The following is a 24,887-nucleotide window of genomic DNA, read 5'->3' as shown; positions in this document are numbered from 1 at the left end:
CGAGATTAGGTCGAAAGCGCCCGAAAGTGTTTCTGAAGTTCCCCCATGATCGCGGTTTCTGGGGGAGAATCTTCCCCATGGATGACATGGACCGGAAGATTCTTGCGGAGCTGCAGCAGGACGGGCGGCTGACCGTGACCGAGCTGGCCGCGCGGGTGCGGCTGAGTGTCTCGCCGTGTCATCGGCGGCTGCGGGAGCTGGAGCGGTCGGGAGCGATCAGCGGGTATCGGGCCGTGGTCGATCCTGGGTCCGTCGGGCTGACCTTCGAGGCGCTGGTCTTCGTGTCCATGCGGCAGGAGGACCGGGACACGGTCGCCGAGTTCGAGAGGGCGGTCAGCGAGGTGGAGCACGTCCTGGACGCGCAGCGGCTGTTCGGGGAGCCGGACTATCTGCTGCGGGTGGCCACCCGGGACCTCGCCGCCTTCCAGCGGCTGTACGACGAGCGGCTGGCGACGCTGCCGGGGGTGCAGCGGCTCACCTCCACGCTGGTGATGAAGCACGTGGTCAAGGACCGGCCGCTGCCGGCGTGATGTGGGACAGGCGGTGACCCACCCCGGTGGACCACGGCCTGCCTGACAGGACTTGGCAAAGGGAGAAAGGAGAAAGGGGTGGTCGCGGCTACCTGGTCGGCTTCTTTCCGGTGATGCCCAGATACACCAACAGGGCCAGGTTCGGCTTGAGTTCGGCCTGCTTGACGCCCCAGCTCTGGAAGCCCTTCTGGTGCGAGGCCACCGCCGCCAGCATCGCGACCAGGGAACCGGCGATCGCCGCCGGGTTCACGTCCTTGTCGACGCGGCCCTTGGACTGGAGTTCGGTGACGGCGTCCACCAGGGAGTTGTTCACGGAGTTCAGGATCTTCATGCGGATCTTGTAAAACCGCTTGTCCCCCTCGGCGGCACCGAGATCGACGACGCGCAGGATGGCGTCGTTCTTGCGCCAGAACTCCAGGAAACCCTCGACCAGTTCCTGGGCGGTCTGCCAGCCGGCCTTGCCCGTCCAGGAGCGGCCCTCCAGCAGTTCCGTCAATCCGGCGCCCTCGGCGGCCATTTGCTCGGCGATCTCCAGGACGGCGCCCTCGACGTCCGGGAAGTACTGGTAGAAGGTGGCGGGCGAAGTGCCCGCCCTCCGGGCGACATCGATGACCTTGACGTCCCGGTACGGAGAGGAGCTGAGCATCTCACTGAGGCAGTCGAGCAGCTTCTGCCGCGTCGCCTGCCCACGCCGACCGGCCACGCGGCCGTCGACGGTACGCACTTGTCCTGTCATGTCGTCAGCTTACCGAGGGGTGATGGGAGCGCGATTCGGCCGACTGCAAATGGGGTGCACGGGGGATCGGGGCGCGGTGTGGCCGGTGAGCGGGGTGCGGACGGCGCCGTTACTTTGGCGGCATGGCCGAAAACAGCACATCTCCTCGCGAAGCGGCGTACACCGAGGGCGTCCCGTGCTGGGTGGACGCGCAGCTCGCCGATCTTGAGGCGGGCAAGCGGTTCTACAGTGAGCTCTTCGGGTGGTCCTTCGAGCCGTCGTACGGCGGAACCGTGTGGGCCTACCACGAGGGCGAGCCCGTCGCCGCGCTCGCGCAGAAGGTGGACGGCCGGCTGCCCACCGTCTGGACGGTGTACTTCGCGACGCCGGACGCCGAGGCGCTCACCGCGCGGATCCGGGCGGCCGGCGGTCAGGTGGTCACCGCGCCGATGCCGGTCGGCGAGCTGGGCGTCGCCGCGCTGGTCACCGATCCCGAGGGCGCGGTGTTCGGCCTGTGGCAGCCGGGGACGCACCCGGGCTTCGGCCTGCGGCACGCGCCCGGCGCGTTCGCCTGGGCCGAGCTGTACGCCCGCGACACCGCCGCCGCCAACACCTTCTACGGCGATCTCTTCCACGACGCCCTGTTCGGGCCGGACGCCGAGCCCGACTTCGGCCGCGCCCCGCTCACCGACGTCTTCCCGGCCGAGATGCCGCCGCACTTCCTCGTCCACTTCGGGGTGGCGGACTGCGAGGCCGCGCTCGCCGAGGTGAACCGGCTCGGCGGCCGGATCCAGGCGGGACCTCTCGACACCTCGTACGGCACGGTGGGGGTGGTCACCGACGACCAGGGGGCGTCGTTCGCGGTGCTCCAGCGCTGACCCGCCGCTGATCCACGGCCGACCTGACGGGTTCTGCGTCACCGCTTGCCCGGGTATGGGGTGAAACACCCGATATGTCACCGGGTTCGCAACCTGTGGCCGGGACAGGAAGAATCGGGGTGCGTGCCGCCACGGCGGTGCGGTGGTGAGACGCTGCACGGGGTCGCGTACATATGTGGGTGACGCGGCTCGTACGGGGAGGTGGCAGGCAAGTGGTGGATCAGCTGACGCAGCACGATCCGCGGCGGATCGGGCCGTTCGAGGTGCTGGGACGGCTGGGGGCCGGCGGCATGGGGCTGGTCTATCTGGCGCGCTCGGCGTCCGGCCGGCGCGTGGCGATCAAGACCGTACGGACGGAGCTCGCCGAGGACCAGCTGTTCCGCGTCCGCTTCACCCGCGAGGTCGAGGCGGCCCGCGCGGTCTCCGGCTTCTACACGGCGGCCGTGGTCGACGCCGACCCGCGCGCCGCCGTGCCGTGGCTGGCGACCGCGTACGTCCCCGCGCCCTCCCTCGAAGAGATAGTGAACGACTGCGGGCCGCTCCCGGCCCAGGCGGTGCGCTGGCTGGCCGCGGGCGTCGCGGAGGCGCTCCAGTCGATCCACGGCGCCGGGCTGGTCCACCGTGACCTCAAGCCCTCCAACGTCCTCGTCGTCGAGGACGGCCCCCGGGTGATCGACTTCGGTATCGCCTCCGGCGTCTCGAACACCCGTCTGACCATGACCAACGTGGCCGTGGGCACCCCCGCCTACATGTCGCCCGAGCAGGCGAAGGACTCGCGCTCCGTCACCGGCGCCAGTGACGTCTTCTCGCTGGGGTCGACCCTGGTGTTCGCCGCCACCGGCCACCCGCCCTTCCACGGCGCCAACCCGGTCGAGACGGTCTTCATGCTGCTCCGTGAGGGCCCCGACCTCGACGGCCTGCCCGACGAGCTGCGCCCGCTGATCGAGTCCTGCATGCAGATGGACCCCTCGGCCCGCCCCACCCCGGCCGACCTGCAGGCCCAGCTCGCCCCGCACCTGTTCGGCTCCGGCTCCGACGACAGCGGTACGGCGTCGGCGTGGCTGCCCGAGAAGGCGGTCGCCCTCATCGAGGCCCGCCGCGGCGGCCGCCCCGCCGCCAAGCCCGCGTCCGGCGCGAGCCGCGGCTCCGCCCGCCCGCCCGCCGTGCCGCCCCCGCCCTCGCACGACCCCGTCGTCCCGTCGCCGCCCGTCTCCGCCCCGCCGGTGCCCGCGCCGGTCGGCGCCCCCGACGGCGGCCCGGTCCGGCTGGCCGGCGCCGCCGTGCCCATCGGCCCCGGCCCGCGCGTCGCCGACGCCCGTGCCGCCGCCGTCAAGGCACCCCCGCCCGAGGCGGGCCTGGCCGCCTCCTGGTCCAAGCCGCGCCCCGGCGTCAACGGCGCCGAACCCGCCGTACCGGCACCACCGCCCCCGGTGCCCGCGGAGAGCCCGGCGGGCTGGCGGCCCTGGCGGTTCCGGATGTCCAACGACGTCTGGGGCACTCCGGCCGTCGACGGCGACCTCGTCTACGTCACCTCCTTCGAGGTGCACGCCCTCGACGTGGCCACCGGGCGGCGCCGCTTCAAGACCCGGGACGTGGCCTGGTCGATGGCGGTCGCGGACGGCCGGATCCACGCCTCCGACGGCCCCACCCTGTTCGCCCTGGACGCCCGCGCGGGCGCCGACCTGTGGCGGCTGTCCACGGACGCCTGGGTGTACTCCCTGAAGGCCGAGCGCGGCACCGTCGTCACCGGCACCCGCGGCGGCGGCGTCCAGGCCTGGGAGGCCGCGAGCGGCCGCAAGCTGTGGGAGATCACCGGCTGCCAGAGCGACTTCGAGTCCCCCGAGGCCGGCCCCGCCCTCCACGACGGCACCGTCTACGTCTGGCAGGACGCCCGCCTGCGCGCCCTGGATGCCCGCACCGGCGACGAGCGCTGGTCGTACCCGATCGGCGACGCGGCCTCCTGCGGCGGCGTCCCGGTCCGCGTCGCGCCCGCCCCCGACGGCTGTGTCTACGTCACCGCGGGCACCCGCGTCCTCGCCGTCGACGCGGGCGGCGGTCACGTCCGCTGGCACTTCGAGGCACCGGCCGTCTTCCTCTCCCCGCCCGCCTTCGCGCCCGGCCCCGCGGTCACCGGCGGCGGCATCTACCTCGCCGACTACCTCGGCACGGTGTACGCCCTCGACGCCACCGACGGCCGCGACCGCTGGCGCATCGCCACCGAGGCCCGGTCGTCCGTCGAGCCGGTCCTGGTCGCCGCCGGTCACGTCCACGTCGGCAGCGGCACCGGCCTCTACACCCTGGACGCGGTCACCGGCACGCCCAAGTGGCGCTTCCAGGCGGGCGGCGACATCGTGGGCGCCCCCTCGGTCGCCGAGGGCCGCATCCACTTCGGCGCCACCGATCACCTCCTGTACACGCTCAAGGCCGACGACGGCCGGCTGCGCTGGAAACTCGCCACCGGCGGCGAGATCACCGGCTCCCCGGTCGTCAAGGACGGGATCGTGTACGCGTGCAGCAAGGACCGCTGTGTGTACGCCCTCGACGCGGAGAAGGGCACGGGCACGGCCCGCACCGCCTGAGAGCCTGTGTCACATCCCCGGCCGGGCGCCCGCCGCCTGGCACGCACGCTCGCCGCGTTGCCGAAACGCCCATGTGGCTCCGCCACGAGGGCGTCTCGGCGCCTTGCGATCGCACGCACCAGACGACGTGCGCTGATCCGGCCGGGGATGTGACACAGGCTCTCCCGACGCCACGGGACGGCCGTCGTACCGGGCGCACGGAAGGGATTTCCAGAACGGCGGCCGTCGCTCGGGCGAGCCCGGCCTTCACCGTGCTCACCCATGACGCTACGCCGCGTGAGCGAGAGCCGCCACGCGAGCAGCCGGAGCAGCTCTCACCGCGTGCGGTGCTCCCGGCGCCGCCCGCCGAACAGCTCCGTCTGCAGCTGCGTCGGCGCGTTGCCCAGCGCGATGAGCGCCGGCGCCTGCGCGAACGCCGCCGCAAGTGCCGCCTCCCGGCCCGCCCACAGGGCCCGCACGGTCCCCTGGACGGCCTCGGGAGGGTACCCGGCGAGCACCGTGGCACAGGCGGTCGCCGCCGCCAACGCCGCACCGGCCGGGGTGACTTCGGAGACCAGCCCCACCTCGTACGCCCGCCGCGCCGAGATCCGCTCCGCGGTCCCCATGAGCGCCATCCGGGCGGCCTCCCCGTACGGCATCCGCCGCGCCATCAGCATCGACTCGTACGCGCTGACCATCCCGTACGTGGTGTGCGGGTCGAAGAAGGTGGCCGTCTCGTCCGCGATCACGAACTCGGCCTCCCCCAGCAGATAGAAGGCCCCGCCGCAGGCCATCCCGCCCACGGCCGCGACGACCGGCTTCCACAGGTCGTTCGCCTTCGGCCCGGCCCTCAGCAGCGGATCGTCCTGCATGTACGGCGATCCCGGCTGCGGCACCGAGACGTCCCGGTCGATGCCGGTGCAGAAGGCACGCTCCCCGGCCCCGGTGAGGACGACGGCCCGCACGGAGTCGTCGTACCGGAACTCCCGCCAGGCCGCGGCGAGTTCGTCGGCCGTCGCGAGGTCGATGGCGTTGAGCCGCGCGGGCCGGTCGAGGGTGACGACGGCGACGCCGGTGCCCTGGTCCGCGCTGACCCGGAGGCCGCTCACGCGCACACCCACTGCGGAAGCCCGTCGCCGGTGAAGACGACCCGCACCTTCGCGCCGATCCGGACGCGCTCCGGCGCAATGGAGTCCAGGCGCGCGCCGGGACGGGCGACGAGGTTGCCGACCAGCCGTATCCTCGGCGCCTCCGCCAGCTCCACCACGATCACGTTGTACGGCGCCTGCTCGGCGTAGTCGGGCAGCAGCGGCGGATGCGGGACGACGTACGACCAGATCCGCCCGAGCCCGGACATCCGGCGCCACTCGGCCGCGAAGGACTGGCAGTGCGGGCAGCACGGGCGGGGCGGGAAGCGCAGTTCGCCGCAGTCGGCGCAGGCCTGGACACGCAGCTCGCCCTGGGCGGCGTACCGCCAGAAGGGGGCGCCCTCGGGGTCGATGACGGGACTCAGCATGCTCGCTCCTCAACTCCTCAGCAGCAGCGCCGACGTGGGGACCCCTTCACCGGCGGTGACCAGGCAGGTCGCGGCGCCCGGCACCTGGGCGGTACTGGTCCCGCGCAGTTGCCGCACGCCCTCGGTGATGAGGTTGAACCCATGGACGTAGGCCTCGCTCAGCCCCCCACCGGCGGTGTTGATCGGCAGCGGCCCGCCGATCTCCAGCGCGCCCCCCTCGGTGAACGCCCCGGCCTCCCCCCGCCCGCAGAACCCGTAACCCTCCAGGGACAGCAGGACGAGCGGTGTGAACGCGTCGTAGATCTGTGCCACATCCACATCCTGTGGAGTGAGGTCGGCGTGCTTCCATAGATGCCGGGCGGCGGTCCAGGCGGGCCCGGTGAGCGGGTCGTCGTTCCAGTAGTTGACCATGCCGTGGTGCTGGGCGGGCAGCCCCTGCGCGGCGGAGTGCACGTACACGGGCCGCTGACGGCAGTCCCGCGCCCGCTCCCGCGAGACGACGACACAGGCCAGCGCCCCGTCGGTCTCCAGGCAGTTGTCGAAGAGGCAGAGCGGCTCGCTGATCCAGCGGGAGGTCATGTACATCTCGCGGGTGAGGGGCCGGTCGTACATGATCGCGGCGGGATTCTGATTGGCCCGGTTCCGGCAGGCGAGGGCCACATGGAACAAGTGATCGCGCGTGGCCCCGTACTCGTGCAGGTAGCGCCGTGTGAGCATGGCGATCTCGTCCACGGGCCGCAGCAGCCCGAAGGGCCGCGTCCACTGCCCCGGAGTGGGCAGCTGAACTGCCGTGTTGGTCCACGGCCGGGGCCCACTGCCCCGCTTCCGTGACCGCCAGGCCACGCCCACGGTCGCCTGCCCGGCGGCTATCGCGGCGGCGAGATGCGCCACGGTCGCGCACGAACCGCCGCCCCCGTACCCCACCTTGCCGAAGAAGGTGAGGTCGCCGAACCCGACGGCCTTCGCCAGCTCGACCTCGTCGGTCTCCTCCATGGTGTACGAGGCCAGCGCGTCCACCTCGCCCGGCGCGATCCCGGCGTCGTCGAGGGCGGCGAGGACGGCTCGGCAGGCGAGGGTCCGTTCGTCCTCCGGGAGGTGCTTGGCGAAGGCGGTCCGGCCGATGCCGACGATCGCGGTGGCGTCCTTGAGGCCTGCCATGTGCTGCGCACCTCCACGCGTCCACAGGTCTGCTGACAGGCCGTCAGACTACCGCTAATCTGACGGACAGTCAGCTCGTTGTCGGGAGGCTGTTGTGCGCGCAGACGTGGAGCGGGGCGGGGAGTGGGGGAGCATTCCGGGCCTGGTCCGGTGGGCCGCCGAGCGCTACGCGGACGTCGAGGCCGTGGTGGAGGGCCGTACCCGGATCTCGTACGCCGAACTGGGCGCCCGGGTCGAACGGGCGGCGGCCGCCTGCCTCGCCCACGGCCTGCGCCCCGGCGACCGGGTGGGCATCTGGGCCCCCAACTCCCTCGACTGGATCGTCTCGGCGCTGGGCGCGGTGTCGGCGGGCGGCGTCCTGGTGCCGCTGAACACCCGCTTCAAGGGCGCGGAGGCACTGGACGTGCTGCGCAGGAGCGGGACGCGGCTGCTGTTCGTGACGGGAACGTTCCTCGGGACGTCGTACGTGGCGTCGCTGCGGCGGGCGGCGGGGCCGGGGGAGCTCCCCGAGCGGGTGGTCGTCCTGGCGGAGGACGCGCCCCCGGACTTCCGCACCTGGAAGGACTTCCTGGCGGAGGGGGAGGGGGTGGGGCCGGCGGAGGTCCGGGAGCGGGCATCGGCGATCTCCGGCTCGGCACCCTCGGACATCATCTTCACCTCGGGGACGACGGGCCGCCCCAAGGGTGCGGTGATCACGCACGCGCAGTCGCTGCGGGCGTACGACATCTGGGGCGACCTGGCGGGCCTGCGCCAGGGCGACCGCTACCTGATCGTCAACCCCTTCTTCCACACCTTCGGCTACAAGGCGGGCGTCCTGGCCTGTCTGATGCGGGGCGCGACGATGATCCCGCAGCCGGTGTTCGACGTCGGTACGGCGCTGGCGAACATCGCGGCGGAACGGGTCTCGGTCCTCCCGGGCCCGCCGACCCTCCTCCAGTCCCTCCTCGACCACCCCTCCCGGGACGCGCACGACCTCTCCGCGCTGCGGCTGGTGGTGACGGGGGCGGCGGTCGTGCCGTTGCGGCTGGTGGAACGGCTGCGCGGGGAACTGGGCGTGGAGACGGTCCTGACGGCGTACGGCCTCTCCGAGGCGAGCGGCATCGTGACGATGTGCCGCCGGGGCGACGACCCGTCGGTGATCACCTCGACGTCCGGCCGCGCGATACCCGGCACGGAGGTACGCGTGGACGCACCGCCCGGCACCCCCGGTGAGGTACTGGTCCGCGGCTTCAACGTCATGCGGGGCTACTACGAGGACCGGGAGGCCACGGACGACGTCCTGACGGCCGACGGCTGGCTCCGCACGGGGGACGTCGGAGTCATGGACGCCGCGGGCAATCTCCGCATCACGGACCGCATCAAGGACATGTTCGTCGTCGGCGGCTTCAACGCGTACCCGGCGGAGATCGAGCAGCTCCTGGGCCTGCACCCGGACGTGGCGGACGTGGCGGTGATCGGCGTACCGGACGCCCGGCTGGGGGAGGTCGGGAAGGCGTACGTGGTGCGGCGGGCGGGGGCCGTGCTGACCGGGGACGACCTGATCGCGTGGGCGCGGCGGGAGATGGCGAACTACAAGGTGCCGCGGGTGGTGGAGTTCGTGGGGGAGTTGCCGCGGAACGCGAGTGGGAAGGTGGTGAAGGGGAGGTTGCGGGTGGGTGGTTAGGGGGGTGGCCCTATCCGACGGGGGCGGAGGGCGGCGCCGGTGACGGGGCCGGGCCCTGGGGCTGGGCCGGGATGGTGGCCCGGTGCGGCTGCGGGCCGTGCCTCGGGTGGCGGGGCTGGGCCTTCGCCACGGACGACAGATCGCCCTTGCTTCGCCACCCGGCCGGGGCCTCGGCCATCACCACTGCCAGGATCAGCCACCAGAGCATGTCGATCCGGTCCAGGTTGGCCGGGTGGTCCATCATCCCGATCAGGAGGAAGCCGGTCAGCGAGGCCAGCCCCACCGTGCCGAGGGCCGACTTGCCGCGGGCGGCAGTGGACCAGGTGATCACGGTGATGGAGAGGATGGCGACGAGACCGAGGGGGCCGGTCTCGACGAGCCAGTTCAGCCACATGTTGTGGGCGTGCACGAAGACGCGTTCGCCGGGCGCGTTGGCGGATATGACGGCGCCGGAGCGGCCGAGGCCGACGCCGAGCGGGTTGTTCACGGCGATGTCGAGCGCCGCGTTCCAGGCCTGCCCGCGCACGCCGAGCGAGTTCCCGGCCTGCGACACGGCCCAGATCGCGGCGGCCGCGCCCCCGAGGGCGAGGAGTCCGAGGGTGGCCGTGATGCGGCGCTGGGCGCGGTCGGCGAGGCGGGGTGCGAGCCAGTAGGCGCCGCCGAGGACGAGGAGGCCGGTGGCTCCGGCGACGTACCCGGCGCGGGAGAAGGTGATGAGCAGGGCGCCGTAGCCGACGACTGCGATGAGGACGACGACCGTCTGGCTGGCTACAAAGCCCCCTGACACACCTCGACCGCGGCGGCTCCCCTCCGCGCCGCCGCGGCCGAATCCCTGCAGGACGGCTTACTTCGTCGGCTTGAGGGGCTCCGACGTCGCGTGGATGTCCTGCGTCACCAGGGGTTCGTCAGTGGCGTGGATGTCGCCCTGGGTCGTCGCAGCGCCCTCGTTCTCCGACGCCGCGTCGGCTGCTGCGGGCTCGGAGGTGGCGTGGATGTCCTGCGGTTTGACGACGGTCTCGTCGCTCATGATCGTTCGCTCCCCACTTGGAGTATTGGGCCGTGGCTTGGGGGCCCGCCCGGTCACTCCCCCGAGGGTGACCGAGACGGGCGTTTGGGCCGCTCACCATAGTTCGTCGCCCGGCGACCCGGTGCGGCGACCCGTCTGCCCCCCCCGATGCGACGGATCGGCCCCGCACATGAACGATGGCTCGGGGCGATAAACGAATGATGAACACCCCGCCCGGCGGTGGTCAGGCCGCTCGCAGGGGCGTCAGCAGGGCCCGGACCTCAGCGGCCTCCGGCGAGCCCAACTCCTCGTAGATGCATACGGCTTCGTGCCAGCAGACCTGCGCCCGTCCCGTGTGACCGATGCCGGACAGCGCGCGGCCGAGGACGGTGAGGACGTTGGCCCTGCGCCACTCTCCGCCGATGCCCCGCAGTACGGTCAACGCCATCTCCGCGTTCGCGGCGGCCTGCGGGAAGCGACGCCCGGCGATGTCGACCTCGGCCAGGCGGAAGAGCGTCATGCCCTCCCACAGCCGCTGACGGCTGTCGCGGAAGACCTCCAGCGCCTCCAGCAGCCGGTTGGCCGCCGCGTCGAGCTGCCCGCTCTGCGTGAGCGCCATGCCCAGGGCGTAGCGGCCGTTGGCGCCGCGCATGGAGTTCCCCATGGTGTCGTAGATCTCCATGCCCTCCTGTGCCAGGGAGACGGCGCTTTGCGTACGCCCGGTAGCGAGGTGGATCCGGGAGAGGTTGCACAGTGCGCTGGCCTCGCCCGGCCGGTCTCCGAGGGTGCGGAAGTAATCGATGGCCTGGGAGAGGTGTTCCTCGCCCTCCGAGTTGCGGTTCTGGTACAGCGCGATGACGCCGCGGGCGTTGTGGGCCCAGCACACGGGCAGCAGGTCCGCCGCCTCGCCGGCCCGGCGGATGACCTGCTCGGCCTCCCGGTCGGCCATGTCGAACCGCCCGCCGTCCAGATGAGCGTGGGCCAGCGTCATGAGGGCCCGCGCCTCCTCCTGCGCCACACCGACCTGGTGGGCGAAGTCCAGCAGGGCCTTCGCCGTGGCCTCGTATTCCCGGGAGTTGGCCCCGGACTCCGAGAGGTCGTGCGCGGCCCACAGCAGGTCGATGGCCCGGCGGAGGCTGTCCGGCCGGCCGGCGCACTGCCGGGCGAACGCCAGCAGGCAGTCGGCCTCGGTGTAGAGCCAGTCCCGGGCGGACGCGCGATCCGGGAAGGTGAGGCCGGCGCGGTCCGTGGCCGCGAGGTGGTCCACCAGCCGGTCTCCGGGCCGCTCGATGGCGTACACGCCTGCCGCTGTGTCCAGGTAGAAGTCCAGCAACCGGGACATCGCCACCTCCCGCTCGCTCGGTGGGTGCTCGTCGCGCTCCGCGCAGGCACGCGCGTAGAGCCGTACGAGATCATGGAAGCGGTAGCGGCCGGGGGCTGCCGATTCCAGCAGCGAGGTGTCGACGAGGGACTCCAGCAGGTCCTCCGTCTCCTCCGCCGCCAGATCCAGCACCGCCGCCGCCCCGGCCAGCGAGATGTCCGGCCCGTCGGCCAGGCCCAGGAGGCGGAACGCGCGGGCCTGGGCGGGCTCCAGTTGGCCGTAGCCGAGTTCGAAGGTCGCCTTCACCGCCAGGTCGCCGGCCTGGAGTTCGTCCAGGCGGCGGCGTTCGTCCGCGAGCTTCGCCGCCAGGACCGAGACCGTCCAGGTGCGGCGGGCCGCCAGGCGGGACGCGGCGATACGGATCGCCAGCGGGAGGAACCCGCACGCCGCGACCACGTCCAGCGCCGCCTCCCGCTCGGCGGCGACCCTCTCCTCGCCCACGATCTTCGTGAAGAGGGACAGCGCCTCGTCGGGGGACATCACGTCCAGGTCGACCAGATGCGCCCCGGCGAGGTCCACCATCCGCACCCGGGACGTCACCAGCGCCGCGCACCCCTCCGTGCCGGGCAGCAGGGGCCGTACCTGCGCGGCGTCGCGGGCGTTGTCCAGCAGCACCAGCACCCGGCGGCCGTCCAGGACCGAGCGGTACAGCGCCGCGCGCTCCTGCAGCGAGTCCGGGATCGCCGAGTCGGGCGTGCCGAAGGCCCGCAGGAAGGAGCCCAGCACCGTCTCCGGCTCGGCCGCCCGTGGCCCGGCGCCCTGCAGATCGACGTACAACTGCCCGTCCGGGAACGCCGACCGCGCCTGGTGCGCCACATGGACCGCGAGGGTCGTCTTGCCGACCCCGCCGATCCCGGCCACCGCCGAGACGGCCATCACGCGGCCCTCCGCCGACGCCAGCACCTCGCTCAGCTCGGTGACGAAGGACGTACGGCCGGTGAAGTCGGGGACGGTCGCGGGGAGTTGCGCGGGACGGACCGGGGCCACGGACGGCTCGGGGACCGGCGCGGACGGTTCCGCCAGCCCGGGGTCCGCGTTCAGGATGCGCTGCTGCAACTCCCGTAGCCCCGGCCGTGGGTCCACGCCCAGTTCGTCCGCCAGCAGGCGCCGTGTGTCGGCGTACACGGCGAGCGCCTCCGCCTGCCGGCCCGACCGGTACAGCGCCAGCATCAGCTGCTCCCGCAGCCGCTCCCGGAGGGGGTGCGCCGCCGTCAGGGCGGTCAGTTCGGAGACCGCTTCCGCGTGGCAGCCCTGCTCCAGGTCCAGGTCCAGGCGGGTTTCGAGGAGTCGCAGCCGCCACTCCTCCAGCCGTACGCGCTGCGCCTCCGCGTACGGCCCCGGCACGCCCGCCAGCGCTTCCCCGTCCCACAGGTCCAGTGCCCGCCCCAGCAGCTCCCGCGCCCGGCCCGGATCCCCGGCGCCCCGCGCCTTCTCCGCGTCCGCCGCCAGGTCCTGCGCCACCGCCAGGTCCAGGGCGCCCTCCCCGATCGACCGGATCGCGTAGCCGCCGGACTCGCTCACCAGCACATCGGGGTCCAGTGCCTTCCGCAGCCGCGAGGCATACGTCCGTACCGCCGCCAGCGCCTGCGGCGGCGGCTCCTCGCCCCACAGCGCGTCGATCAGCTGGGCCGCGGTCGCCGTACGGCCCTCGCGCAGCAGCAGCGCGGCCAGCAGGGCGCGTTGCTGCGGGGAACCCGTGGCGAGCGGCTCGCCGCCACGCCAGGCACGCACCGGTCCGAGCACACCGAAGCGCAGCGCGCCGGGCTCCTCCGCACCGCCCGGACGCCTTTGTGCCGGCACCCCGTCCATAGCCGTCCCCCTAGGGCCCTCTGAGCAACCCTGTCAGTTGAGCAACCCTGTCAGTTTGCCTTGCTCATGGCAGATGCGTCAGCCGCCGAGACCGCAGTCACAGCCGGGTGCACGGGATCCCACCAGCTCCACACACCGTCTTCGCACACTTCCGCACTGACCTGAGCACGCGGGGCCGTCCGAGATACAACCAGGCCCCGGAACAGATAGCTGACGGCTCGTCAGATCAGCGCTACCGTGCCCCCATGGACACCGGATTCCCCGAGATCATCTCCGTCGACGACCACACCGTCGAACCCCCGAACGTCTGGCAGGACCGCCTCCCCAGGAAGTACGCCGACACCGGCCCCCGCATCGTCCGCGCCCCGCTGAAGGAGATGAGCTTCCTCGGTGGCCGCTTCAAGCCCGTCATGGGCCGGCCCGGCGACGACGGGCCGATCGGCGACTGGTGGATCTACGAGGACCTGCACCGGCCCCTCACCCGCCTCGACACCGCCGTGGGATACAGCAGGGACGAGATCAAACTGGAGGTCATCACGTACGAGCAGATGCGCCAGGGCTCGTACGACGTCCCCGCCCGACTCGCCGACATGGACGTCAACCACGTCCAGTCCGCCCTCTGCTTCCCCACCTTCCCCCGCTTCTGCGGCCAGACCTTCACCGAGGCCAAGGACCACGAACTCGGCCTGCTCTGCATCCGCGCCTACAACGACTGGATGGTGGAGGAGTGGTGCGGCCCGCAGGCGCGGGGGCGGCTGATCCCGCTCATCATCGTCCCCCTCTGGGACGCCGAGCTGGCCGCGGCGGAGGTCCGCCGCAACGCCGCGCGCGGCGTCCGCGCCGTCGCCTTCTCGGAGATCCCCCCGCACCTCGGCCTCCCCTCCGTCCACACCGACGACTGGGACCCCTTCCTCGCCGCCTGCGACGAGACCGGCACGGTCGTCGCGATGCACATCGGCTCCAGCAGCCGGATGCCCTCCACCTCCGCCGACGCCCCGCCCGCCGTCGGCTCCACCATCACCTTCGCCAACTGCTGCTTCTCGATGGTCGACTGGCTGATGAGCGGCAAGTTCGAGCGCTTCCCGAATCTCAAGGTCATGTACGCGGAAGGGCAGATCGGCTGGATCCCGTACATCCTGGAGCGCGCCGACGTCGTCTGGGAGGAGAACCGCGGCTGGGGCGGCGTCGCCGACAAGGTCCACCGGCCCCCGTCCGAGCTGTTCGCCGAGCACGTCCACGGCTGCTTCTTCGACGACGCCTTCGGCCTGCGCAACCTCGACTCGATAGGCGTCGGCAACGTCCTGTACGAGACCGACTACCCGCACTCCGACTCCACCTGGCCCACGTCGCGGGAGGTCGGCGAGGCGCAGATGGGGCACCTGGACCCGGACACGGTCGAACGGATCGTCCGCCGCAACGCCATCGAGCTGCTGGGGCTGACGCAGGACGGCCTGTGGGCACCATGAGCGTGCTTCGCTACGGCATCCAGCTCCCCGTCCAGTCCCAGAGCACCATCTACGCCGAGCCCTGGGAGGCCGCCGCGGGTCCGGAAGACCTCGTCGCGGTCGCCCGCGCCGCCGACCGGGCGGGTTTCGACTACATCGCCTGCTGCGACCACGTCGCCGTCCCGCGCCGTCTCGCCGCCGCGATGAGCACGGTCTGGTACGACCCGGTCGCCACCCTCGCCCACCTGGCGGCCGTCACCGAACGCGTCCGGCTGCTCTCCCACGTCGCCGTTGTCGGCCTGCGCCATCCGCTCCTCACCGCCAAGCAGTACGCCACCCTCGATCATCTGTCGCGCGGTCGCCTGATCCTCGGCGTCGGGGCCGGGCACGTACCGGAGGAGTTCGAGGCGCTCGGCGTGGACTTCCGGCAGCGCGGGGCCGTGCTCGACGAGACGATCGACGCGCTGCGGGCCGCGCTCGGGCCGGAGGAGTTCCCCGCGCACCACGGGAAGCGGTACGACTTCGAGGGGCTCGGACAGCGGCCCCGGCCCGCCCAGTCGCGCATCCCCCTCTGGGTCGGCGGATCGTCCCCGGCGGCCGTGCGCCGGGCCGCGCTCAAGGGGGACGGCTGGCTGCCCCAGGGCGACCCCCGGGACCGGCTGCCGCGGCAGATCGCCACGTTGCGGCGGCTGCGCGCGGAGGCGGCCCGCGGCGCAGCCGCGCATGGATGCGGTGGGGCGGCGTTCACCGTCGGCGCGATCGCCGAGCCGCTGTACGTCGGCACGCCCTCCTGGGACGTCGGGCGGCGGACGATCAGCGGCCCGCCCGAGGCCCTCGCCGAGTCGCTGCGGGTCTACCGGGCGATGGGCGTGCACCAGATCCAGGTGCGGTTCCGCAGCCGCGACCGCGCCGAACTCACCGACCAGATCGAGGCGTTCGGGAGCGACATCGGCCCGCTGCTTTCGGAGGACTGAGACATGGGCAAGCTGGACGGACGTGTCGTGATCATCACCGGCGCGGCGCGCGGGCAGGGGGAGCAGGAGGCCCGGCTGTTCCGGGAGGAGGGCGCCGAGGTCGTCGTCACCGACGTCCTCGACGACCAGGGCGAGGCCCTCGCCAAGGAGATCGGCGCGCGGTACGTCCATCTCGACGTGAGCCGCGAGGAGCAGTGGTCCGCCGCCGTCACCGCCACCAAGGAGGCGTACGGCCGGATCGACGGGCTCGTCAACAACGCGGGCATCCTGCGCTTCAACGCGCTGGTGGACACGCCCCTGGACGAGTTCATGGAGGTGGTGCGGGTCAATCAGGTCGGCTGCTTCCTCGGCATCCGGACGGTCGCCCCGGAGATGACGGACGGCGGCACGATCGTCAACACCGCCTCGTACACGGGGATGACCGGAATGGCCGCCGTCGGCACCTACGCGGCGACCAAGCACGCCGTCCTCGGCCTCACCCGCGTCGCCGCCCTGGAGCTGGCCCACCGCGGGATCCGCGTCAACGCCGTCTGCCCCGGCGCCGTCGACACGGCGATGTCCAACCCGGCCCGCCTGGCTCCGGACGCGGACCCCGAGCAGACGCGGGGGGCCCTCGACGAGCTGTACCGCAGGCTGGTGCCGCTCGGCCGGGTCGGACGCCCGGAGGAGGTGGCCCGGCTCACGCTCTTCCTGACCTGCGACGACTCCTCCTACATCACCGGGCAGCCGTTCGTGATCGACGGTGGCTGGCTGGCCGGGGTGGCCCTGATCTGACTGTCCGTCAGCTATTGACGGTACGCACGTCCGGTGCCACAGTCAGCGAACTGACGATCCGTCAGATACCGCAGAGGGACGGTGAACTCCGTGGAATTCGGGCTCTTTGTACAGGGATACGTGGGCAAGCGCGCCGAGACCGACCCGCTCGCCGAGCACAAGGCGCTGATGGAGGAGACCGAGTACGTCATCGAGGCGGACCGGTCCGGCTTCAAGTACGCCTGGGCGTCCGAGCACCACTTCCTGGAGGAGTACTCGCACCTCTCCGCCAACGACGTGTTCCTCGGCTACCTCGCGCACGCCACCGAGCGCATCCACCTCGGCTCCGGCATCTTCAACCCGCTCGCCCCGGTCAACCACCCGGTGAAGGTCGCCGAGAAGGTCGCCATGCTGGACCACCTCACTGAGGGCCGCTTCGAGTTCGGCAGCGGGCGCGGTGCGGGCTCGCACGAGATCCTCGGGTTCCTGCCCGGCATCACCGACATGAACCACACGAAGGAGATCTGGGAGGAGACGATCGCCGAGTTCCCCAGGATGTGGCTGCAGGACGAGTACGCGGGCTTCCAGGGCAAGCACTGGTCGCTGCCGCCGAGGAAGGTGCTGCCCAAGCCGTACGGGGCGTCGCATCCCGCGATGTGGTACGCGGCCGGGTCGCCGTCGTCGTACGCCATGGCGGCGAAGAAGGGGCTCGGGGTGCTGGGCTTCAGCGTGCAGAAGGTGTCCGACATGGAGTGGGTGCTGGAGCAGTACAAGACGGCGGTCGTGGATGCGGAGCCGGTGGGGGACTTCGTCAACGACAACGTGATGGTGACGACGACCGCGATCTGTGCGCCGACGCATGAGGAGGCGATACGGATCGCTGTGGGGGGCGGGCTGCACTACCTGCCGTCGCTGGTGTTCCGGTACCACGACACGTTTCCGCGGCCCGAGGGGTTTCCGGTGTGGCCGGAGACGTTGCCGGAGTACACGGCGGAGTTCGTCGAGGTGCTCATTGAGGAGGAGCTGCTGATCTGCGGCGATCCGGACGAGGTGCTGCGGCAGTGCAAGCGGTGGGAGCAGGCGGGGGCCGATCAGTTGAGCTTCGGGCTGCCGGTGGGGGTGCCGAAGGAGGAGACGTTGCAGACGATTCGGCTGATCGGGGAGCACGTGATTCCGAAGATCGATACGGATCCTGTGCATCGGACCTCGCGGTTCCGGCGGGGGGCTTGAGCGTCGTTGGCGGCTGCGGGTTTGTGGGGGCTGGTCGCGCAGTTCCCCGCGCCCCTAGGTAGGACCGATCACCGCGGCTCCAGGAGGTGAGCCCCATGCTCGATCACGTCATCAAAGGTGCGGCCGTCGTCGATGGGACCGGTGCGGCTGCTTTCACTGCCGACGTCGGGATCCGGGACGGGCGTATCGCCGTCATCGGTACGGTCACTGAAAAGGCCCGCACCAGCGAGGACGCCTCCGGCCTGGTCCTCGCCCCCGGCTTCGTCGACCCCCACACCCACTACGACGCCCAGCTCTTCTGGGACCCGTACGCGACCCCTTCCCTCAACCACGGGGTGACGACCGTCGCGGCGGGCAACTGCGGCTTCACGCTGGCCCCCTTGAACCCGGACCGCCCGGAGGACGCCGACTACACCCGCCGGATGATGTCCAAGGTCGAGGGCATGTCGCTGGTCGCGTTGGAGGAGGGGGCGCCCTGGAGCTGGCACGGCTTCGGGGAGTACCTGGACGCCCTGGAGGGGCGGATCGCGGTCAACGCCGGTTTCATGGTGGGGCACTGTGCGCTGCGGCGGTATGCGATGGGGCCGGACGCGGTGGGCGGGCGGCCGACGGAGGAGCAGCTCGCCGCCATGGTGCGGTTGCTGCACGACGCCATGGACGCCGGTGCCTGGGGGCTGTCCACCACCCAGTCGTCCACCCACTCCGACGGCGACGGGCAGCCGGTCGCCTCGCGGCACGCCGAGCCCGCCGAGCTGCTGGCGCTCTCGCGGGCGGTCGGTGAGCACGAGGGGACGCAGATCGAGGCGATCGTCGCGGGGTGCCTGGATCAGTTCAGCGACGCCGAGATCGAGCTGCTGGTGGAGATGAGCGCGGCGGCCGGGCGCCCGCTGAACTGGAACGTCCTGACCATCGACGCGGCGGTCCCGCAGCGCGTGCCGAGGCAGCTGCTGGCCAGTGAGCGGGCCCGGAAGGCGGGCGGCCGGGTGGTGGCGCTCACCATGCCGATCCTCACGCCGATGAACATGTCGCTGGGCACCTTCTGCGCGCTCAACCTCATCCCGGGCTGGGGCGAGATCCTGGGCCTGCCCGTGCCGGAGCGGATCCGGAAGCTCCGCGACGCGGACCTACGGGCCGAGATGCTCAGGCGGGCCGCGTCCAAGGAGGCGGGCGTCTTCCGGCGGCTGGCGGACTTCGGGCGGTACGTCATCGGCGACACGTACAGCGCGCAGAACGCGGGGCTGACGGGGAGGGTCGTACGGGAGATAGCGGCGGAGCGCGGCCAGGACCCCTTCGCCTGTCTGGTCGGCATCTGCGCGAACGACGATCTGCGGACGGTCCTGTGGCCCATGCCCACCGACAACGACCCCGCGTCCTGGGCGCTGCGCGCCGAGACCTGGCAGCACGAGGACGTCCTGCTCGGCGGCTCGGACGCGGGCGCGCACCTGGACCGCATGTGCGGGGCGCCGTACACCACCCGCTTCCTGGGGGACTGTCTGCGCGGCCGGAAGCTGGTGGGGCTGGAGCAGGCGGTGCAGATGCTCACCGACGATCCGGCCCGGCTCTTCGGGCTCCGGGAGCGGGGCCGGGTCCGGGAGGGCTACCACGCGGACCTCGTCCTCTTCGATCCGGAACGCATCGACGCCGGTACGGCCACCCTGGTGCACGACCTGCCGGGAGACAGCCCCCGGCTCGACTCCCGGGCCATCGGCGTGCGGGCGGTCTGGGTCAACGGCGTCGAGGCGATCCGGGACGACGTGGTGACGGGCGCGGTGCCCGGGCGGGTGCTGCGGTCGGGACGGGACACGCGGACGGTGAGCACCCGGTGAACCGGCGGCTGTTCATCGGCGGCGAGTGGGTCGAGCCGGACGGCGGCCACTACGAGGTGACCGACCCGGCGACCGAGCAGACCGTCGGGTGGGCGCCGGAGGCCTCGCGGGACCAGGTGCACGCGGCGTGCGCGGCGGCGCGCGCGGCCTTCGGGGCGTGGTCGGCGACGCCCGCGGAGGAGCGGGCGGCGGTGCTGGGGCGGGCCGCGGAGATCATCCGGGCCCGCCTCGTGCCGTACGCCGAACTGGCCCGGGCCGAGACGGGCGCGACGACCGGCACGGCACGCGGGATGCAGGTCGGCGTCGCGGCGGCGCGCTTTCGCCGGTACGCCCGCGTCGAGCCCGCCGAGTGGCCGATCGCGCCGCAGATCAACGAGGCCGGTCCGATCGGGAAGGCGGGCGTGATGGGGGCACTGGCCGTGCGCCAGCCGGTCGGGGTCGTCACCTGCATCACCTCGTACAACAACCCCTGGGCGAACACGGTCGGCAAGGTCGCCCCGGCCCTGGCGATGGGCAACACGGTGGTGGTCAAACCGGCCCCGCAGGACCCGCTGTCCGTGTACCGGATGGCGGAGGCGCTGGAGGAGGCGGGAGTTCCGCCGGGCGTGGTGAACGTGGTCTCGGGTCGATCGGCGGAGACCGGAGAGGCCGCCGTCGCCTCACCCGACGTGGACATGGTCAGCTTCACCGGCTCCACGGCCGTCGGGCAGCGCATCGCCGAGGTGTGCGGGCGTGCCATGAAACGCCAGTTGATGGAGCTGGGCGGCAAGGGGGCGGCCCTCGTCCTCGACGACGCCGACCTCGGCTCGGCGGTCGCCGGCATCGGCACGACGTTCTCCTTCTACAGCGGCCAGATCTGCACGGCACCGACGCGGGTGCTGGCGCAGCGGGGCGTGTACGACCGGCTGGTGGAGCACCTGGCGGACTGTGCGGGCCGGTTGAAGGTCGGAGACCCGCGTGAACGGGACACGGTCGTCGGCCCGCTGATCTCCGCCGCACACCGGGACCGTGTGGAGTCGTACGTCGAACTCGGCCGCAAGGAAGGCGCGACGGTCGTCACCGGTGGCGCACGACCGCCCATGGACCGCGGCTTCTATGTGTCCCCGACGCTCCTCGCCGACTGCACGAACGACATGCGCGTGGCCCGGGAGGAGATCTTCGGCCCGGTGGTCGTCGTCATCCCCTTCGACGACGAGGACGAGGGGGTGGCCCTGGCCAACGACAGCGACTACGGCCTCATCGACTACGTCTGGTCCGCCGACGTGGCCCGCGCCTTCCGCGTCGCCCGCCGCCTGCGGGCGGGCGGCGTCGGCATCAACACCGTCGGCCGCAACATGGAGGCGCCCTTCGGCGGCTTCAAGAAGAGCGGTGTGGGGAGGGACGTCGGCTCGTACGCGCTGCACGCGTACAGCGAGGTGCAGGCGATCGTGTGGCCGGGGTGAGGTGCGGCGCCCTCCTCACGTGTCCAGATCCACCCGCACCGTCAGCAGGTTCGTGCCGATCGCCCGCACCGCCGTGCTGTTCATGCGGGGCAGGGCGCGCAGCCGGGCCTTCGGGTCGTCGTCGGGCAGGAGGTGAGCCGTCCCCTCGTACCACCGGCCCCCGAGCCGCACCCGCACCCGCGGGTTTGCGCGGATGTTGCGGACGTACTGGGAGCGGTCGCCGAACTCCGAGACCAGCCAGAAGGAGCCGCCGACGCGGCGGCCGCCGACCGGGGTGCGGCGGGGGAGGCCGGAGACCCGGCCCGTGGTCTCCAGGAGGGTCTGGAGGGGGAGTCGGCGCAGGACGGGGTTGAGGACGCGGCGCTGGACCGTGGTGGCGGTGCGGAATCTGAGGTCGTCGATGCGGCTCATCGGCGTGACGTCTCCTGTGTCGTAACGGGGTGGTTGTTGATTCAATGGTCCTCGGACGCGGTGCGACGAGGACGGTGGGCATGCGGGTCGTGACCTGGAACCTGTGGTGGCGGTTCGGGCCCTGGGCGGAACGGCAGAAGGCGATCCTCGGCGCGCTGCGCGAGCTGCGTCCCGATGTCGTGGGCCTGCAGGAGGTGTGGGACCAGGGGGGTGAGAACCTCGCCGAGTGGCTGGCCGGCGCACTGGGCCTGCACTGGACGTGGGCCCCGTCGCACGCCCCCGAGCGCTGGCAGCACCGCATCGGGGACCCCACCGTCGGCATCGGCAACGCCGTCCTCAGCCGCTGGCCCATCACCGAACAGGCCGTCCTCCCGCTCCCGGCGCCCACGGACGTCGACGACGGCCGCCTCGCCCTCTACACCCGCCTGGCCACACCCTCCTGCACGGTGCCCTTCTTCACCACCCACCTCACCTCCGCCCTGCACGCCTCGGCCACCCGCTGCCGTCAGGTCACCGCGCTCGCCGAGTTCGTCGCCGAGCACCGGGGCGACACCCCCTTCCCGCCGGTCGTCACCGGCGACTTCAACGCCTGGCCCGACTCCGACGAGATCCGCCTCCTCGGCGGCTACCGGACCACCCCGGCCGTCCCCCGCCAGGTCCTCCTCGACGCCTGGGAGTACGCCGACCCGGGCGCCCCGTCCCACACCTGGGACCCGGCGAACCCGTACGTCGCCCCCGGCCGGTACCCCGCCGCCCGCATCGACTACATCCACGTCGGCCCACCCGGCCCGGACGGCCTCGGCCATGTGCGGTCGGTCCGGCGGGCGGGCGACGGCCCGGTGGACGGCGTCTGGCCCTCGGACCACGCGGCCGTGGTCGCGGACCTGGCCGGGCCGCCCGCGGAGTGAGATCAGCGTGCACGAGCCGGAGGCAGCGGGCGTGAAACCGCCGTGGCAGCGATGTCACCGTGGGTTCAAAACCCACCGCCTCCGCCGAGGTCGTTGGCGGCAACATTTTTCAGGGTCCCAGAGTCGATTCCAAATTCGTGACCGGAAGTAGAAATTCGCCCTCCTACGGCGGGCCGCGCGCGCCGGCGGCCCGTGGCCGCCGGCCCTCCTTGTCTCCGCCACCGCTCCGGCGGCCCCCGCCGCTCAGCGCGCAACACCGCCAAGGCGGACAGCCAGACCAGGAAACAACCTGACCAGTCCGAGCACCAGGACCAGGCCGACACCGACCAAGCGAGACCCCGCTACCCGACCAGTCCACGCTTCGCAGCCGATGGAACCCAAAGCCACAGGCAGGACCACACGCCAGGCACCTGCGTCGACAACGCCCAGGCCGGGACGGGGCGAGGGCCGTGACGAATGGAAGAAGCGTGGCTGAGGCCGGCGGGGGGTTGCTGGAGACACACGTGACGGTGCTCTTTCGGCGTACCCGCCGCCGTGGCTGACTTTCGGTGGCTCAGGTCAGGACCCCTCTCCAACTCGACAACGCGAAGCCGGGGGTTGCAGCAGCACCCGCATCCGAGCACGCCAACCGCCCCGATACCATCGGCACCGGGGTCCTGACCAGGGATTCCGCGACCGGACCACCCGTGATGCTGTCCAGGCTGTGGGTGGTCCGGTCTTCGCTACTGGGAGTCAGCTCAGGGCTTTGCCCACCTCGTAGATGGTCGGCCGGTCCTCCGGGGCATAGCTGAGCATTGCGTCGACCAACTCGCCCAGCTCACCGGGGGCTTTCACGGGACGACGCTTGCCGCTTGCCACGGCCTCTCTCTGGACGGGGCGCGGAGCGTCGTCCGGATACTCGACAGCTCGCCAGCCGGTGGCGGAGATGAGGAGGGACGCGCCGAGCGCGTAGATGTCGGCTTCCTGCGTCGGTTCGGCTTCTCCTGTCGCGAGCACGCTGCGCGCGATCTCCGGCGCCTCGTAGTGGACGAGGCAGCCGCGGAACGGGAAGTCGTACCCCTCGGGCACATGTCCGCCCCGAGCCAGGGCGAGATCGATGAGGTGAGTCCGCTCCGGCCCGATGATGAAGTGAGCGGGCTGTACGTCACCGTGGGACCAGCCCTTTGCGTGGAGTTCGGCCAGCGCCTCGACACAACCGAGCGCGACACTGGCGGGCGGTTCGACGGACGAGTCCTGCCTACGGCAGGGCTCCCACAACTGGTACAAGTCCGGCCCTTCGCGCCACGGCTGGAAGTTCCACGTCCCGCGCTCCCACTCGCCGTACGCGAAGTCATCGAAGCCAAGACGATGCAGAACGGCTCCCTCACGCGCGGGTGCGAGCGCGGTCCAGGGCTGGGCGGGCCAGTCGGCCGTGGCCCCGATCGGGTAGCCGACCTTCACGGCGTAGTGGCCCCGATGGCTTTCGACCTCCCACACCATGGAGCCACGGCGGTCCACGACGAGGCGCTGAGCCGTGGGCATCAGTGCGTCGAGCACCACGATCGGCAGTTCAGGGGATGACCCGGACAACGTCTCTTCTCCTTCCGGACGAACACGGCCGACCAGGAGCTGAGGCCGGCCGCGCCGCTGCTGTCGTGTTGCTACGCCTGGCCGTACGGCCGGCCGCAGTCCGAGTCGCACTGCGCCAGGTTCGTGCCGTCCACGGTCCACAGGTCATCGAAGACCATGAACCCGGCCGCCTTCATGGCGCGCGCCGAGGCGGCGACCTTCTCGGGGTCCCGGGCCCCACCGCCCGGTGCCGGGTTGTGGTGGAGGAAGCGGCCCGCGTACTGCTCGCAGAGTGCGGCGTACTCCTTGGTGTGCAGGATGAGCGCGTGCAGGCCGAGGTCCACGTCGTCCGACGGGACCATGGGGACGGTGGCGGTGGCCGCCGTGACCACGAAGGCCACCGCCTGGTCCGCGATCCGCTCGGCCCGCTCGCGGGACTGCCCGTTGTGGACGACCACGAAGTGGGTGAGGCTTTCGAAGAGTTCCTCACCAGCCACCGCGCGACCGGTCTTCTGATCGTTCGCCGTTGCCGTCATGCGACTACTCCCTTGTGTATGGCGGTGCTTGGCACTTGCCGCCCGCATCAGTCGCCGAGTCTTGACCTGAGAACGACCAAGAGGCGGGCTTGGGAGGCCACCCCGGACGGGGAAAGGGGGGAGCCAAGGAAACTGGCACCCGTCCGGGGTGACCGGTCTACTGGCCGATGGCGAGAGCCATGCCGATCACCAGGCCGCACGACCCACTGATCATGACGATGAACAGGACTCCGGCGTACCGGCCGATGGCCCGCATCACAGCCCGTCCCGACTGTTGCCGTTCCGGATGGCCAGGCGCGCGCTCAGTTCCTCCCGCGCACTCGGCGGCTTCACGTTGCCCGGAATGGCGTCCCACTCCGTGCCGCCGCCGATCGGCCTTATTTGCACGCGGCCGCCGACCTCACCCATGACGACGCCAATACGTCCACTGGCGGTGTCCTTTGCCAGTTCACCGCTGCCTGGTCTGGTCTGCTGGTTGCTCGCCATGTCCAGGAGCATCGCGATCCGGGCACCACGGCGGAAAGGTCAGGCTGATTACCCAACTTGGGTAACATCGCGGGAAGTAGAGACCCAGTGACGTTGCGTAGCCCTCGCAGTGGG

The 24,887-nt window shown here is 71.9% G+C and carries 22 protein-coding genes; 11 read left to right on the top strand and 11 right to left on the bottom strand.

Annotated features, from left to right (window positions below):
• Positions 1 to 77: 77 nt before the first annotated feature.
• On the top strand, positions 78 to 530 hold the full coding sequence (locus tag KWI83_RS13570) for an Lrp/AsnC family transcriptional regulator (RefSeq protein WP_218514606.1): 453 nt from the start codon (positions 78 to 80) through the stop codon (positions 528 to 530).
• Between the two features lie 88 nt (positions 531 to 618).
• Here the strand turns inward: KWI83_RS13570 and KWI83_RS13565 are convergent, their stop codons facing one another.
• Positions 619 to 1,254 (bottom strand): TetR family transcriptional regulator, encoded by a 636-nt coding sequence (locus KWI83_RS13565; protein ID WP_218514831.1) that lies wholly within the window; start codon positions 1,252 to 1,254, stop codon positions 619 to 621.
• A gap of 134 nt (positions 1,255 to 1,388) precedes the next feature.
• On the opposite strand from KWI83_RS13565, the gene KWI83_RS13560 reads away from it, so the two are divergent.
• Both KWI83_RS13560 and KWI83_RS13555 read left to right on the top strand, forming a co-directional pair.
• The gene (locus KWI83_RS13560) at positions 1,389 to 2,123 is read left to right on the top strand and encodes a VOC family protein (protein WP_218514605.1); all 735 of its coding nucleotides are present in this window, start codon (positions 1,389 to 1,391) and stop codon (positions 2,121 to 2,123) included.
• A gap of 212 nt (positions 2,124 to 2,335) precedes the next feature.
• Positions 2,336 to 4,702: a PQQ-binding-like beta-propeller repeat protein gene (locus tag KWI83_RS13555; protein ID WP_218514604.1), complete on the top strand. Its 2,367-nt coding sequence runs from the start codon at positions 2,336 to 2,338 to the stop codon at positions 4,700 to 4,702.
• Between the two features lie 314 nt (positions 4,703 to 5,016).
• Here the strand turns inward: KWI83_RS13555 and KWI83_RS13550 are convergent, their stop codons facing one another.
• The 3 genes from KWI83_RS13550 to KWI83_RS13540 are packed head-to-tail and all read right to left on the bottom strand — an operon-like array spanning position 5,017 to position 7,355.
• Entirely contained in the window at positions 5,017 to 5,790 is a 774-nt protein-coding gene (locus tag KWI83_RS13550) for an enoyl-CoA hydratase/isomerase family protein (protein WP_308122050.1), read from the bottom strand.
• Positions 5,787 to 6,197 carry a Zn-ribbon domain-containing OB-fold protein gene (locus KWI83_RS13545; RefSeq protein WP_218514602.1) on the bottom strand — a complete coding sequence of 137 codons (411 nt, stop codon included), beginning with the start codon at positions 6,195 to 6,197 and terminating at the stop codon, positions 5,787 to 5,789. The genes KWI83_RS13550 and KWI83_RS13545 overlap by 4 nt, the downstream gene beginning before the upstream one ends.
• Positions 6,198 to 6,206: 9 nt before the next feature.
• On the bottom strand, positions 6,207 to 7,355 hold the full coding sequence (locus KWI83_RS13540; RefSeq protein WP_218514601.1) for a lipid-transfer protein: 1,149 nt from the start codon (positions 7,353 to 7,355) through the stop codon (positions 6,207 to 6,209).
• Positions 7,356 to 7,449: 94 nt separating this feature from the next.
• Between KWI83_RS13540 and KWI83_RS13535 the strand changes: the two genes are divergently transcribed.
• Positions 7,450 to 9,018, top strand: a complete 1,569-nt coding sequence (locus KWI83_RS13535; protein WP_308122049.1) for a FadD3 family acyl-CoA ligase — start codon at positions 7,450 to 7,452, stop codon at positions 9,016 to 9,018.
• A 10-nt stretch (positions 9,019 to 9,028) separates the two neighbouring features.
• On the opposite strand, the gene KWI83_RS13530 is transcribed toward KWI83_RS13535, so the two are convergent.
• From KWI83_RS13530 to KWI83_RS13520, 3 genes are all read right to left on the bottom strand, one after another.
• Entirely contained in the window at positions 9,029 to 9,805 is a 777-nt protein-coding gene (locus tag KWI83_RS13530; protein ID WP_308122048.1) for an O-antigen ligase family protein, read from the bottom strand.
• Between the two features lie 57 nt (positions 9,806 to 9,862).
• Positions 9,863 to 10,045, bottom strand: a complete 183-nt coding sequence (locus KWI83_RS13525; protein WP_218514600.1) for a hypothetical protein — start codon at positions 10,043 to 10,045, stop codon at positions 9,863 to 9,865.
• Between the two features lie 223 nt (positions 10,046 to 10,268).
• Positions 10,269 to 13,214 (bottom strand): BTAD domain-containing putative transcriptional regulator, encoded by a 2,946-nt coding sequence (locus KWI83_RS13520; protein ID WP_218514599.1) that lies wholly within the window; start codon positions 13,212 to 13,214, stop codon positions 10,269 to 10,271.
• Between the two features lie 245 nt (positions 13,215 to 13,459).
• Between KWI83_RS13520 and KWI83_RS13515 the strand changes: the two genes are divergently transcribed.
• The 6 genes from KWI83_RS13515 (at position 13,460) to KWI83_RS13490 (ending at position 20,884) form a co-directional block, all read left to right on the top strand.
• Complete coding sequence (locus KWI83_RS13515; RefSeq protein WP_218514598.1) at positions 13,460 to 14,680, top strand: amidohydrolase family protein; 1,221 nt, start codon at positions 13,460 to 13,462, stop codon at positions 14,678 to 14,680.
• On the top strand, positions 14,677 to 15,633 hold the full coding sequence (locus KWI83_RS13510; protein ID WP_218514597.1) for a TIGR03619 family F420-dependent LLM class oxidoreductase: 957 nt from the start codon (positions 14,677 to 14,679) through the stop codon (positions 15,631 to 15,633). The genes KWI83_RS13515 and KWI83_RS13510 overlap by 4 nt, the downstream gene beginning before the upstream one ends.
• 3 nt (positions 15,634 to 15,636) lie before the next feature.
• Positions 15,637 to 16,407: an SDR family NAD(P)-dependent oxidoreductase gene (locus KWI83_RS13505; protein WP_218514596.1), complete on the top strand. Its 771-nt coding sequence runs from the start codon at positions 15,637 to 15,639 to the stop codon at positions 16,405 to 16,407.
• A 90-nt stretch (positions 16,408 to 16,497) separates the two neighbouring features.
• Complete coding sequence (locus tag KWI83_RS13500) at positions 16,498 to 17,616, top strand: LLM class flavin-dependent oxidoreductase (RefSeq protein ID WP_218514595.1); 1,119 nt, start codon at positions 16,498 to 16,500, stop codon at positions 17,614 to 17,616.
• Positions 17,617 to 17,711: 95 nt separating this feature from the next.
• Complete coding sequence (locus tag KWI83_RS13495; RefSeq protein ID WP_218514594.1) at positions 17,712 to 19,442, top strand: amidohydrolase family protein; 1,731 nt, start codon at positions 17,712 to 17,714, stop codon at positions 19,440 to 19,442.
• A complete protein-coding gene (locus KWI83_RS13490; protein ID WP_218514593.1) occupies positions 19,439 to 20,884 on the top strand; it encodes an aldehyde dehydrogenase family protein in 1,446 nt (481 codons plus the stop codon). Before KWI83_RS13495 ends, KWI83_RS13490 begins: the two co-directional genes overlap by 4 nt.
• Before the next feature lie 15 nt (positions 20,885 to 20,899).
• Here KWI83_RS13490 and KWI83_RS13485 read toward each other — a convergent pair whose 3' ends face one another.
• Positions 20,900 to 21,295 carry a nitroreductase/quinone reductase family protein gene (locus tag KWI83_RS13485; protein WP_218514592.1) on the bottom strand — a complete coding sequence of 132 codons (396 nt, stop codon included), beginning with the start codon at positions 21,293 to 21,295 and terminating at the stop codon, positions 20,900 to 20,902.
• Positions 21,296 to 21,375: 80 nt separating this feature from the next.
• Between KWI83_RS13485 and KWI83_RS13480 the strand changes: the two genes are divergently transcribed.
• A complete protein-coding gene (locus KWI83_RS13480; RefSeq protein ID WP_218514591.1) occupies positions 21,376 to 22,203 on the top strand; it encodes an endonuclease/exonuclease/phosphatase family protein in 828 nt (275 codons plus the stop codon).
• A 732-nt stretch (positions 22,204 to 22,935) separates the two neighbouring features.
• On the opposite strand, the gene KWI83_RS13475 is transcribed toward KWI83_RS13480, so the two are convergent.
• The 3 genes from KWI83_RS13475 to KWI83_RS13465 form a co-directional block, all read right to left on the bottom strand.
• Positions 22,936 to 23,772: a protein kinase gene (locus KWI83_RS13475; RefSeq protein WP_218514590.1), complete on the bottom strand. Its 837-nt coding sequence runs from the start codon at positions 23,770 to 23,772 to the stop codon at positions 22,936 to 22,938.
• A gap of 71 nt (positions 23,773 to 23,843) precedes the next feature.
• Positions 23,844 to 24,287, bottom strand: coding sequence for a hypothetical protein (locus KWI83_RS13470; RefSeq protein WP_218514589.1), 444 nt, complete (start codon positions 24,285 to 24,287; stop codon positions 23,844 to 23,846).
• Between the two features lie 255 nt (positions 24,288 to 24,542).
• Positions 24,543 to 24,773, bottom strand: coding sequence for a hypothetical protein (locus KWI83_RS13465; protein WP_256362217.1), 231 nt, complete (start codon positions 24,771 to 24,773; stop codon positions 24,543 to 24,545).
• Between the last annotated feature and the right edge of the window lie 114 nt (positions 24,774 to 24,887).

The organism is Streptomyces sp. TRM70350, assembly GCF_019219825.1.
Taxonomy (GTDB): Bacteria; Actinomycetota; Actinomycetes; order Streptomycetales; family Streptomycetaceae; genus Streptomyces.
This window is presented reverse-complemented; position numbering and strand designations above follow the sequence as displayed.